Origin of the sequence: Nostoc sp. CCY0012, from assembly GCF_963920855.1 — a bacterium.
In the GTDB taxonomy this organism is placed as follows: Bacteria; Cyanobacteriota; Cyanobacteriia; order Cyanobacteriales; family Nostocaceae; genus Cyanocohniella.
Genome location: NZ_CAWUDM010000159.1, coordinates 1 through 10,171, shown reverse-complemented (window position 1 = coordinate 10,171; position 10,171 = coordinate 1). Strand labels below are relative to the sequence as shown.

General features: G+C 40.3%; 13 protein-coding genes. 5 read left to right on the top strand and 8 right to left on the bottom strand.

The annotated features are described in order from the left end of the window. Nucleotides 1-57: 57 nt before the first annotated feature. Both ACM0OS_RS26895 and ACM0OS_RS26890 read right to left on the bottom strand, forming a co-directional pair. Nucleotides 58-561 (bottom strand): DUF29 family protein, encoded by a 504-nt coding sequence (locus tag ACM0OS_RS26895; RefSeq protein WP_414546237.1) that lies wholly within the window; start codon nucleotides 559-561, stop codon nucleotides 58-60. Nucleotides 562-571: 10 nt separating this feature from the next. Next, complete coding sequence (locus ACM0OS_RS26890) at nucleotides 572-1,093, bottom strand: DUF29 family protein (RefSeq protein ID WP_414546236.1); 522 nt, start codon at nucleotides 1,091-1,093, stop codon at nucleotides 572-574. Nucleotides 1,094-1,424: 331 nt separating this feature from the next. On the opposite strand from ACM0OS_RS26890, the gene ACM0OS_RS26885 reads away from it, so the two are divergent. Further along, complete coding sequence (locus ACM0OS_RS26885) at nucleotides 1,425-2,126, top strand: serine/threonine protein kinase (RefSeq protein WP_414546235.1); 702 nt, start codon at nucleotides 1,425-1,427, stop codon at nucleotides 2,124-2,126. Between the two features lie 39 nt (nucleotides 2,127-2,165). Here the strand turns inward: ACM0OS_RS26885 and rsmG are convergent, their stop codons facing one another. Together rsmG and ACM0OS_RS26875 are read right to left on the bottom strand one after the other, a co-directional pair. Then, the gene (rsmG, locus tag ACM0OS_RS26880) at nucleotides 2,166-2,912 is read right to left on the bottom strand and encodes a 16S rRNA (guanine(527)-N(7))-methyltransferase RsmG (RefSeq protein ID WP_414546238.1); all 747 of its coding nucleotides are present in this window, start codon (nucleotides 2,910-2,912) and stop codon (nucleotides 2,166-2,168) included. Between the two features lie 74 nt (nucleotides 2,913-2,986). After that, nucleotides 2,987-3,661 carry an ABC transporter ATP-binding protein gene (locus ACM0OS_RS26875; protein ID WP_414546234.1) on the bottom strand — a complete coding sequence of 225 codons (675 nt, stop codon included), beginning with the start codon at nucleotides 3,659-3,661 and terminating at the stop codon, nucleotides 2,987-2,989. Nucleotides 3,662-4,005: 344 nt separating this feature from the next. Between ACM0OS_RS26875 and ACM0OS_RS26870 the strand changes: the two genes are divergently transcribed. The 3 genes from ACM0OS_RS26870 (at nucleotide 4,006) to ACM0OS_RS26860 (ending at nucleotide 5,996) form a co-directional block, all read left to right on the top strand. Then, the gene (locus ACM0OS_RS26870; RefSeq protein ID WP_414546233.1) at nucleotides 4,006-4,944 is read left to right on the top strand and encodes a Sll0314/Alr1548 family TPR repeat-containing protein; all 939 of its coding nucleotides are present in this window, start codon (nucleotides 4,006-4,008) and stop codon (nucleotides 4,942-4,944) included. Nucleotides 4,945-5,103: 159 nt separating this feature from the next. Then, nucleotides 5,104-5,556: a DUF3531 family protein gene (locus ACM0OS_RS26865; protein WP_414546232.1), complete on the top strand. Its 453-nt coding sequence runs from the start codon at nucleotides 5,104-5,106 to the stop codon at nucleotides 5,554-5,556. A gap of 8 nt (nucleotides 5,557-5,564) precedes the next feature. Continuing rightward, nucleotides 5,565-5,996, top strand: coding sequence for an NUDIX hydrolase (locus tag ACM0OS_RS26860; RefSeq protein ID WP_414546231.1), 432 nt, complete (start codon nucleotides 5,565-5,567; stop codon nucleotides 5,994-5,996). 14 nt (nucleotides 5,997-6,010) lie between these two features. On the opposite strand, the gene ACM0OS_RS26855 is transcribed toward ACM0OS_RS26860, so the two are convergent. Together ACM0OS_RS26855 and ACM0OS_RS26850 are read right to left on the bottom strand one after the other, a co-directional pair. After that, nucleotides 6,011-6,343: a hypothetical protein gene (locus tag ACM0OS_RS26855; RefSeq protein ID WP_414546230.1), complete on the bottom strand. Its 333-nt coding sequence runs from the start codon at nucleotides 6,341-6,343 to the stop codon at nucleotides 6,011-6,013. Beyond that, nucleotides 6,343-6,729, bottom strand: a complete 387-nt coding sequence (locus ACM0OS_RS26850; protein WP_414546229.1) for a hypothetical protein — start codon at nucleotides 6,727-6,729, stop codon at nucleotides 6,343-6,345. Before ACM0OS_RS26850 ends, ACM0OS_RS26855 begins: the two co-directional genes overlap by 1 nt. A 329-nt stretch (nucleotides 6,730-7,058) precedes the next feature. Between ACM0OS_RS26850 and ACM0OS_RS26845 the strand changes: the two genes are divergently transcribed. Beyond that, entirely contained in the window at nucleotides 7,059-7,286 is a 228-nt protein-coding gene (locus ACM0OS_RS26845) for a photosystem II protein, Psb35-related (RefSeq protein WP_414546228.1), read from the top strand. A gap of 94 nt (nucleotides 7,287-7,380) precedes the next feature. Here ACM0OS_RS26845 and ACM0OS_RS26840 read toward each other — a convergent pair whose 3' ends face one another. Beyond that, entirely contained in the window at nucleotides 7,381-8,970 is a 1,590-nt protein-coding gene (locus tag ACM0OS_RS26840; protein ID WP_414546227.1) for a glycoside hydrolase family 57 protein, read from the bottom strand. Nucleotides 8,971-9,135: 165 nt separating this feature from the next. Beyond that, nucleotides 9,136-10,171: small ribosomal subunit biogenesis GTPase RsgA (gene rsgA / locus ACM0OS_RS26835; RefSeq protein WP_414546226.1), on the bottom strand; the 1,036-nt coding region annotated here is incomplete at its 5' end.

Here is a 10,171-nt window from a genome sequence, read left to right as displayed (position 1 = left end):
TTTTTCTTTTGATTCTTTTATTTAGAATACCCGGAAAGTGACAGAAGAGGGGTATTGCTAAATTTCTCCTCCAGGTAACTGACTCAGATAATCATCCATAATTATCGGTAATTCTTTAGCAGAATAAGTATAAGTTAAAGATAACAATCTCATTGCTGTAGCTATTACCTGATTCTTATCCAGAATTGCCGATAATTGAGAGCGCGTATATTTACCATTCATTACTTCCAAACTGGCATCAGCTATAGCACCTTCAATAACTGCATCTTTGATAAAGTTTTCCCATTCATTTTGATTAACATAATGAGATGTTTTATTTTCTTTGAGATTCACATCTTGAATTTCTACAATTGCATTGCGAATAGATGCAATCCCAGAATTTGTTAATCGCTGTTCTATATGATTCTTAATTAAATGTATCAATAAAATTTTCAGAAAAGACTTAATCTGCTGCAAAATTGCCTTTTTGCTCATCCCCTCTAATTCATCAACAATTGCCAAAGCATCTGCATAACGTCCTTGTAAGATGCTATTTCTGAGGTCAGTGAGTTCCTGTGTCATTGTTTACCATTTACCATCTCCCTGCTTTCCAATCTTCACCACCGGGTAACTGAGTTAAAGTATTCGCCATAATTGCGGGTAATTGTTTCGCTGAATAGGCATATGTAAGGGTTAAAAACTTTAAAGCATTCTCAATTATCTCAGATCTATTGATAACATCAGCTAATTGAAATTGACTGTACTTTCCATTCATCACTTCCAAACTAGCATCAGCTATAGCATCTTCAATTACTTCCTCTTCTATTAAATTTACCCATTCGTCTTGATTGACATAATAAGATGTTTTATTTTCCTTGAGATTCACTTCTTGAATTTCTCGAATTGAGTTGCGAATAGAAGCTACCCAAGAATTTGTTAATCGCTGCTCTATTTGATTTTTAATTAAATGTATCAATAAAATTTTCAGAAAAGACTTAATCTGCCGCAGAATTGCCTTTTTACTCATCCCCTCTAATTCATCAACAATTGCCAAAGCATCTGCGTAACGTCCTTGCAAAATACTATGTCTGAGGTCTGTTAATTCTTGTGTCATTATCTACCTCCATGACCAACGTATTAGCGTAATATACATGATATTCACTATTATTATAATGTTGCTTTTAATGAAAATACGACTATAAATCGAGTGGTTTATTGGGAGAATCCCAATTTGGCAAAAATATCAGCAACTGACGTAAAAACCTGATTATACTTTCTTAGCTTTACGTCTTTGCGGTATCCGCTACGCATTGGCAGAGCTTTTGCTTTAGCGATAAGTTATTTTACCCCCTTGAGTAAGCCAAAATTTAGTAAATAAATTAAAATTACAGATTTAGGATACTCCCAGTTTATTTTTATTTTTACCTAGAAAATACTTATTCAATATGGACAAATTGCCCCCAAAGCAGCTGCTTGAAAGTATTTATCAGCAACTATTACCTACCTTACAAATTGAAAGTATCAATCCCCGTAATCCCATCAAGGTTAGTTATCTTCCTCAACCCTGGCGACTACTTGGCACAGGAAATTACGCTGCTGTAGTTTATCACCCTGACTACCCAGACTCTGTAGTCAAAATTTATGCCCCCGGACGACCAGGCTATGAAGAGGAAGTAGAAGTTTACCGTCGTCTAGGTTCTCATCCGGCTTTCTCCGAGTGTTTGTATGCCAAAGATTGCTTTTTAGTTTTGAAACGGCTTTATGGAACAACGCTTTATGATTGTCTGCACTTGGGTTTACCTATTCCCAAACAAGTAATACGGGACATTGATAAAGCTCTCGACTATGCCCAAAGTCGCGGACTCTATCCTCATGATGTCCACGGTCGTAATGTCATGATGCACCAAGGACGAGGATTAGTTGTAGACATCTCAGATTTTTTGCATCAAGAAGCCTGTTCAAAGTGGAAGGATTTGAAAAAGGCTTATTACTGGTTCTATCTTCCCATATTGTCTCCACTGCGACTGCGTGTGCCATACTCTGCTTTAGATATGAGCCGCAAATGTTATCGTCTAGGAACTTCTTTTAAAAATTCCTGTTGTCAATTAGTCCAAAGATTAGGTCACTTTAAATATTTAAATCGCTAGTCTAACCCTTTATATACTCCGCGTAGCAGTACTAGTCTTTTACAGCGGTTTTTGAGTGGGTATACCAACACCACGGGGAAAACCATCTGGCGTATTTGCTATTTTACGCACATATAAACAATGACGAATGCTGTCACTGAGGGGAGTAGTAAATTTATCAATTAATTCAATCACTCCACCTAGTTTTTTCACGACATATTGTAAAGCTGTTGTTTCTTCATCTGTCCAATTACCACGATAAATCACAGCTAAACCACCCTGTTTCAGCAATGGTAGGACATATTCAGCACAGACTGAAGCATTACCCACAGCACGAATTAAAGCTACATCATAGTTTTGGCGATGCTGGTTTTGATGACCTATTTCTTCGGCTCTAGTAATCACAGTGTTGGCATTTTTTAAATTAATTTCAGTTAATAATTTTTCTAAAAAATTAATTTTTTTGCGCGTTGAATCTACAAGAGTAATTGTGCCATTAGGCAGGGTAATTGCTATCGGCACACCGGGAAAACCTGCACCTGTACCAATATCAATAACAGATGCGTTCTCTGAAAATTTCGAGATAAATTTTTGTTGTGGTGCAATTCCTCGCAGCGAATCCCAAAGATGTTTTTCCCAAAATTCTTGCGGGTCAGTAATGCGAGTTAAATTTAACTGACGATTACCTTCTAGGATTAAATCATAAAGCTGCTGAAATTGTTGCTGCTGCTGTTGTGTGGGTTGCCAATTCAACGTTTGCTGCCAAATTTCCGTCATTTCCGGAAGCAGAAGAGTAGAGTTAGTCATGAGTTGTGAGTCATTAGTCATTGGGAATTAACTTATCACCTATTATTTACTCCCTACTCCCTACTTCCCATTATTTACACTGCTGCTTGTGGTTCTTTAACTTTCGCTGCTAGCATTTCGGGGTCTACTGATTGTAATTCACCGTGGTTGAGTGTCCAACAACAATCTGCGATCGCCAGCATATCCCCTGCATCATGAGTCACGACTAATAGTGTCCAATGTTGTTTGAGTTTCGCTAATAAATTAACTAATTGCCGACGCATTGACCAGTCCAAGCCGGCTGTAGGTTCGTCTAATAACAATACATTTGGTTGACGAATTAATTGCACCGCCAAAGCTAAACGTCTTTGTTGACCACCACTTAAAGCATGGGGTGCTGTGGAGAGTGATAAATGCTCTAATCCTACTTCACTTAATGCCTGCCTAACTCTCTGGGAGTCTAATTCGGGATGCCCTAAACGCAATTCTTCTAAAATTGTCCCACCGCAAAAGTGACGTTCTGGAAACTGAAATACTAATCCAGCTAATTGTTGTAGCTGTTCAGGTATCAGTTCTTGTTCTCGCCAAAATAGTGAGCCAGAAGTTGGTTCAGCTAGTCCAGATAAAATTTCTAATAAAGTACTTTTGCCAGAACCACTCGGCCCGATAATCAAACCAAGTTTTTGGGGTGCTAATTGTAGGTTAATTGACTTAAGAATCGCTGTGGGGCTAGCTGTGGGATGATAATTTAGATTTTTAAGATAGAGCATTTGTGAAAAAAAATAGAGAGTAGGGAGTAGAGAGTAGGGAGTGGGAAAAGACTATGATGGCATGGATTTTAGTCCACTAAAGTGGGCTAGAAGCTATTAGCGAGGAAATAAATTTCTGGACGGGAGATTTGAGGTAATAATAAAAACTAAACCTGACTCTGCTTTCCATTGTTACAGACTTACCTTTAACCAAGGCTACAAAAATCATGGGAACTTGGCAAATTAACGGCAGTCAACCTGTGTAGAATATTTGGGCTAAAGCAGACGCAAGTTATAGTTAACCGTCCTTTGCATTCTAAGTATCATCTGGAACTATTTCAACAGCAGTTTTGCTGAGAATTACAATGACTGAACGGTGTTCTACTCCTCAACCAATAGCATTTGCCAGACTCTCTCGGCTCTCTCAGACAGCCTTTGCCGCAGCGATCGCCCTCAATTTGTGGGTGAATCCCTCTCTGGCTGGCGATCCATTTCGCACTACCGAACCGCATAACATTGGCGACAACACAGAAGCAGCTTTTAAAGCAGTTTTCCAACAAGGTGATTATCCCGCCGCCGAGCGTCACTTGCAACAAGCAATATCCACTGAGCCAAATGAACCTCTAGCTTATGCTATGAAGGCATCTTTAGCATATGCCAACAAAGACTTAGCTACACTAGACACTTACAGCAAAAAAACTTTAGAAGCCGGACAAAAGTTGATTGCTACTGATCAATTACGTGGCAACGTGTACACCGCTGTCGGACACTTTTTGGAAGGGGCAGTAATTCTTACCCGTGAAGGTACCCTCCAAGGTGCGCCCCAAGCCTTAACTAGACTACGGCAAGTCTATCAACATTTAGATAGAGCAGAAGCGATCGCACCTCAAGATCCAGAACTGAATTTACTCAAGGGCTATATGGATTTGATGCTAGCCGTCAATTTACCCTTTGCCAGTCCCGATGATGCCATCGACAGGTTAAAGACAAATGCCGCCCCGCAGTATTTAGCAGAGCGTGGCATTGCTCTTGCTTATCGTGACCTAAAACGCTACCCCCAAGCTTTAGAGTATGTTAACCGTGCTTTAAATACAACATCTGATAACCCAGAGTTGTATTATCTTAAAGCCCAAATCCTCAGAAAACAGGGACAAAAAGATAAAAGCCAGTCACTGATTAAAGAAGCGATCGCCAACTTTGACAAAGCCTTAACGAAAAGAACCCAACTCCCAGCCACTTTAGTCAGACAAATTGAGCGTGAACGCAACAATACAATGAATAGCCTCAATGCTATGGGTGATTAATTTAGATAGAGAGTGGCGACAAGGGGATGAGGGGATAAGGGGATAAGGGGACAAGGGGACAAGGGGACAAGGGGATAAGGGGATAAGAACTAAAATACTTCCCCATCCCCCACCTCCTCATCCTGATATGCTTATTACTAATCAAGATATTTGACCGTAATGCAAATTCAGTTCCGCGAGATTAATCCTTTTGATGTGTGGATTTGGTTGAAATTCAGCACAATTCCTTCTGGACGAGAAAAACAATATGTAGAAGAAGTTTTTAATTCTTGGTTTTATTTGGGCAAACTGGGTGCATTTAATGCCGAAAATCTCCAGATACAAGATACCGGGCTGGAAATTAGCTACATGAATTATGACCAACAAGGTTATGACAAAAGCTTGGTGGCATTGATGCACAATATGGGTGAATTTGAGTATGAAGGACAGTGGGCGCGTTGTTGGTTTGACTTGGGAACCAGTGATGCGATCGCTCTTGATATATTGATCAATGCCCTCACCCAGCTAAATCAGGAATATGTCACTATTGAGGATTTGTACATTGGCGGCGAAAATGAAGATTGGCCTGTCGAAGATAGCGACAGCCATCATTCCTCTAATTACGATAATTAGTGACAACAATGAGCAAAGCAAACGAAATTCGGGTATTAGCCTTGGGGCTGATTCGGAATGGTGAACGTATTTTTGTTTCTGAAGGTTATGACCCCGTAAAACAGGAAACATTCTATCGTGCTTTGGGTGGTGGGGTTGATTTGGGCGAAACTAGCCAAGCTGCTTTAAAAAGAGAATTTCAAGAGGAAATCCAAGCAGATTTAATCAATATTCGCTATTTAGGTTGTATCGAAAATATATTTACATTTAATGGTAGGCAAGGTCACGAAATTATTCAACTTTACCAATGTGATTTTGCTGATACTAAATTTTACCAATTAGAAAGTTTAATATTTTCTGAATCAGAACATCATAAACATAAGGCACTGTGGTTAGATATTGCTCGGTTTAAATCGGCTGAACTCAAATTAGTTCCCGAAGAATTTTTCAAATATTTATAAATAATTACGAATTTCTAGTCATATCTATCCTTTTTTGATTTAATTACTTTGAGGACATCATCATGCTGTTGACCTTCTATGATGTCTTTCAAATGTATTTTTCCTTCAATATATTGAATATGGATACGCCATCCAGATATTTTATCGATATCGGCTCTGTATATTGCTTGTTTAATACCAGTAACTTTATGGAGTCTTGTCTTCGGGAAATTTCGGGTTCTGTGACATTCATTATCTTCTAGTTCAGCCAAAGCTTCCAGAAAATCACATTTTAGGTTATTTGGCAAAATTTTCATCGCCTCATTAATCACACCATACTCGTCTAGAAGAGGTTTGATTTGTGACATTAGCGCAAATTAACCTTAACCTCTTGATTTTCCACCGTAAAATCTTGGTAAAGTGACTCAGCAACTGAATTGTATGCTTTTGGTGCATCTTCGGGCTTGACAACTCTAAATAAAGTTATCAATGTCCTTTCAAATATTGGATCATCATCAATAGTCAGAATTATCCTAATTTTTTCATTAATTCTCAAAGAATATATGGAAGAATCATAGTTTTCATTGAGCCTAATTTCTCTTAGTTGTGTACTATTTTGATAAATTAATTTTTTATTTTCAGAAAGAAGTTCCACATATCGATTCAGTTTTTTAATAATCTTAAATTTTTCTGTATTACTAAATTTCTCTAAATCTTGTTCAAACTCTTTTGTTGACTCAATGAGTATATCCATCGCATTATCTCCTAGACGGAAATCCCCAACTTACTTCAAATTTAACGTAGAGCTATGAATAATTGAAGTGTTCCAAGTATGGTAATTCAAGGTGAGAAATTTTTGTTATTTCTTTCAGTTGTCTGAAGTGTAAATTTGTCCACTTAATACTAAAACCCCATTTTTCTACGAGTTGGTGAACTCATTTGCGTAATTTTTAACAATCCGGTAGTGTGGAATACCCTACTGATTCATCGGCTAGCACACCAAAGAACTAGATTGCCACTTTTGTATAAATAACGTTATATTTGTTTACATAAAGTTACAAATTTTAAATTAAGAGGTTCGTCATGACTATTTTAATTGCATTATTGACTGTAGGTTGGGTGGCTGCTTCAGTTTTAGGTTCTTTGGCTTATTTCCTCGGAGAACAGAGTAAGCCCATCCATGAACGTAACTGGCGTTCTGAATCTTTTGAACAGTTAGCCAAGTCGATTACTGGTATGGATACAGACTATGGCGTTCGTGTTCCAGCTTATGCAATGGACGCTTACACTAGCCGTAATCTTTCCCGCTAACAGCAGTCTGTCTGCCGAAATGTGGATAAATTTAACCCCCAGTCTTGATGCTGGGGGTTTTGCTTTTTTAAATTAAGCCAAATTTGTCAAACTACTACAACGGACGATAGACCCGATAGTTGATTTCGGGGAAGATATTATCCATTAATTCGACTTTTTCCAACCAACCACTATCGACTTTGCCGATTTTCACGTCTTCGTAGAGCTTATTGAACCGCATCAAGTGCGATCGCGTCCTTCTTACGGCATAGGGTACCATTGTTCCTGTCCGCATAATAAACGCCCAGTCAGAAGATTGCGCTAGTAAGAGTTCCCGCGCGGCTTGGTTCAGTGCTTTTTCCTGCAATTTATCTTCAGCTTCTATGCGTGATATTTCAATCATCCGCTCGGCTGCTTTGTGCAAATGTGGATAAATCCAAGCATTTGTATCATTTAACCAATACTCATGGAAACCTTTAAAGCCCCAACTTGACTGTGAAGGGCGGCACACTTGTTGCGTCGGTTCTGCGCGCAAATAATCAGCCAAATGAGTCATTTGATAAGTTCCTTGGTCATACCATGACTTGCGGAACAGGTAATCAATGAACCAAGGGCCTTCATACCACCAATGTCCAAACAATTCGGCATCATAGGGCGAAACAATAATTGGAGGACGACCCATAATACCGTGTAAATGCTCGGCCTGGCGCTCACGGTTATACATGAAGTTATCAGCGTGTTCTGCTGCCTTTTCTCTGGCCCAATAAGGGTCGTAGAGTGCCTTATCCGAAAGCCCTAAACCACGGCCTGTTATTTTGTGATACTTAATGCCCGTATTTTTCCGCTGACCATTGGGCATGATATAGGGCTTAATGTACTCATATTCTGCTTCCCAGCCCAAATCTTTGTAAAATTCCCGATATTCTGCCGCACCAGGATAGCCGACTTCCGAAGACCATACCTGCTGAGAAGATTCATGATCTCGACCAAAAGCTGCCACACCGGTTTCTGTAAAAATCGGGGCATAAGTGCCAAAACGTGGACGAGGACGAGCATATAAAATCCCATGTCCATCGGTGAGGAAATAGCGCAAACCAGCATCTGCCAGCATTCGCTCAAGACCTTCATAATAGGCGCATTCCGGCAACCAAATACCTCTGGGTGCTTGTCCAAAGGTTTGCTCGTAGTGTTCACAAGCCACCTGAATTTGCGCCCACACAGCTTGTGGATACATTTTCATTAATGGCATATAGCCATGAGTCGCACCACAAGTGATAATTTCTAAATTATTACTATCTTGGAACTGCTTAAAAGCTGTTACCAAATCACCTTTGTAGCGTTCCCATAGCTCACGTGCTTCGTTAAACTCAGCGGCGTAATGTTCAGCCAAATAACGAATATGCCCGTTGTGGACATTACGTTCAGCTTCTAGTTCTGTAAGTTCTTCTAGTTTGGCTAAGTGCGCGTCATAGCGTTCTTGCAATAGGGGATCACGGAGCATGGACACTAGAGGTGGTGTCATACTCATGGTGATTTTAAAGTCGATACCGTCTCGCTTTAAGCCCTCGAATACTTTCAATAAAGGAATGTATGTTTCGGTAATGGCTTCATAGAGCCATTCTTCCTCCAGCACGTAGTCACTTTCTGGGTGACGAACGAAGGGCAGATGTGCATGAAGTACAAGGGCGACGTAGCCGATAGCCATAGTGATTTTGGGGTAGTACTTGTAAGTTTAAGGACGAGGGGTTTGGCGAAATTAACAATATTTTAAGACTTTATGGGGATCGTGAGAGTAGTTTTCTCTTAGGTGTATTAACGTTTATTTTTCTATCTATGCTATCGTGCCAAACCCGACTCTATGCCCTAAGTATCATTGCTCTTCGCTTTCTTGATACAAGTGTTCTAGTTCTTGCAACTGTGTTTTCCGAGATACGCGACGATACTTTTTACTCTCTAACTTCGGTTCGTACTGTTGCTTACCCTTGCCTTTGGTTTTCATCTTCAGCGTTGATTCGGGATCGGCTTGTTGGTTAAGATGAGTTTGCCGCGCGATCGCCTCATCTAAAAATTCCAAATAATGTGCATACCTTTCCCAATCACCTCGCACTACACAATCAGGCTCATCTCGATGTAGACAATCACTAAAACGACAGCTAGCCTCAGCTAAAGGTTTTCTAGCTTCTGGGAAATAATAGATTAATTCTTCTGGGCGACAATCCAAATCAGGCTGATTAAAACCGGGAGTATCTGCCAGTAAGCCTCCATCTGGCATTTCAAATAATTCTACATGGCGGGTTGTATGACGACCACGGGCTAATTTACCGGAAACTTCCCCCACGCGCAGGTTAACAGTGGGAATCAGCGCATTAATGAGGCTAGATTTGCCCACACCGGAAGGCCCAGCAATTACTGTAATTTTGTTGCCCAGATAATGAGCTAATTTGTCAATATTTATGCCATTCTGGACGCTAATAAATAATGGTTGATAGCCCCATGCCAGCAGGCGATCGCTTATTTCTTGTTGTCCCTGTGGTGAAACTAAATCACATTTATTCAAACATAAAAGCACATCCACATCAGTAGACTCAGCTTTCAGTAGAAACCGACTTAATTGGTAAGGTTCTAGCGGCGGATCAGCAACAGCAAACACCAGCAGAATTTGATCAACATTAGCGATCGCCGGACGATCCAACTGGCTGGAACGGGGTAGAACATCAGAAATTGCTCCTCTCCCACCAGACCAATCTGGTTCTTCTACAACCACGCGATCGCCCACCATCACTTGTTGCCCGATTTTTTTTAGGCGGGTTCTCCGAGTACAGAGGAGGATGGGAAGATGGGGGGAGTGGGAGATGGGGGGAGTGGGAGATGGGAGATGTAATCCCCTTGTCCCCCTGTCCCCCTGC

What these genes read in the sequence shown, in the direction of transcription:
- ACM0OS_RS26890 (WP_414546236.1), bottom strand. Translation starts at nt 1,093, where the DNA reads ATGACACAAGAATTAACAGACCTCAGACATAGTATTTTGCAAGGACGT.
- ACM0OS_RS26895 (WP_414546237.1), bottom strand. Translation starts at nt 561, where the DNA reads ATGACACAGGAACTCACTGACCTCAGAAATAGCATCTTACAAGGACGT.
- ACM0OS_RS26875 (WP_414546234.1), bottom strand. Translation starts at nt 3,661, where the DNA reads ATGCTCTATCTTAAAAATCTAAATTATCATCCCACAGCTAGCCCCACA.
- rsmG (WP_414546238.1), bottom strand. Translation starts at nt 2,912, where the DNA reads ATGACTAACTCTACTCTTCTGCTTCCGGAAATGACGGAAATTTGGCAG.
- ACM0OS_RS26845 (WP_414546228.1), top strand. Translation starts at nt 7,059, where the DNA reads ATGACTATTTTAATTGCATTATTGACTGTAGGTTGGGTGGCTGCTTCA.
- ACM0OS_RS26855 (WP_414546230.1), bottom strand. Translation starts at nt 6,343, where the DNA reads ATGTCACAAATCAAACCTCTTCTAGACGAGTATGGTGTGATTAATGAG.
- ACM0OS_RS26850 (WP_414546229.1), bottom strand. Translation starts at nt 6,729, where the DNA reads ATGGATATACTCATTGAGTCAACAAAAGAGTTTGAACAAGATTTAGAG.
- ACM0OS_RS26870 (WP_414546233.1), top strand. Translation starts at nt 4,006, where the DNA reads ATGACTGAACGGTGTTCTACTCCTCAACCAATAGCATTTGCCAGACTC.
- ACM0OS_RS26865 (WP_414546232.1), top strand. Translation starts at nt 5,104, where the DNA reads ATGCAAATTCAGTTCCGCGAGATTAATCCTTTTGATGTGTGGATTTGG.
- ACM0OS_RS26840 (WP_414546227.1), bottom strand. Translation starts at nt 8,970, where the DNA reads ATGGCTATCGGCTACGTCGCCCTTGTACTTCATGCACATCTGCCCTTC.
- ACM0OS_RS26860 (WP_414546231.1), top strand. Translation starts at nt 5,565, where the DNA reads ATGAGCAAAGCAAACGAAATTCGGGTATTAGCCTTGGGGCTGATTCGG.
- ACM0OS_RS26885 (WP_414546235.1), top strand. Translation starts at nt 1,425, where the DNA reads ATGGACAAATTGCCCCCAAAGCAGCTGCTTGAAAGTATTTATCAGCAA.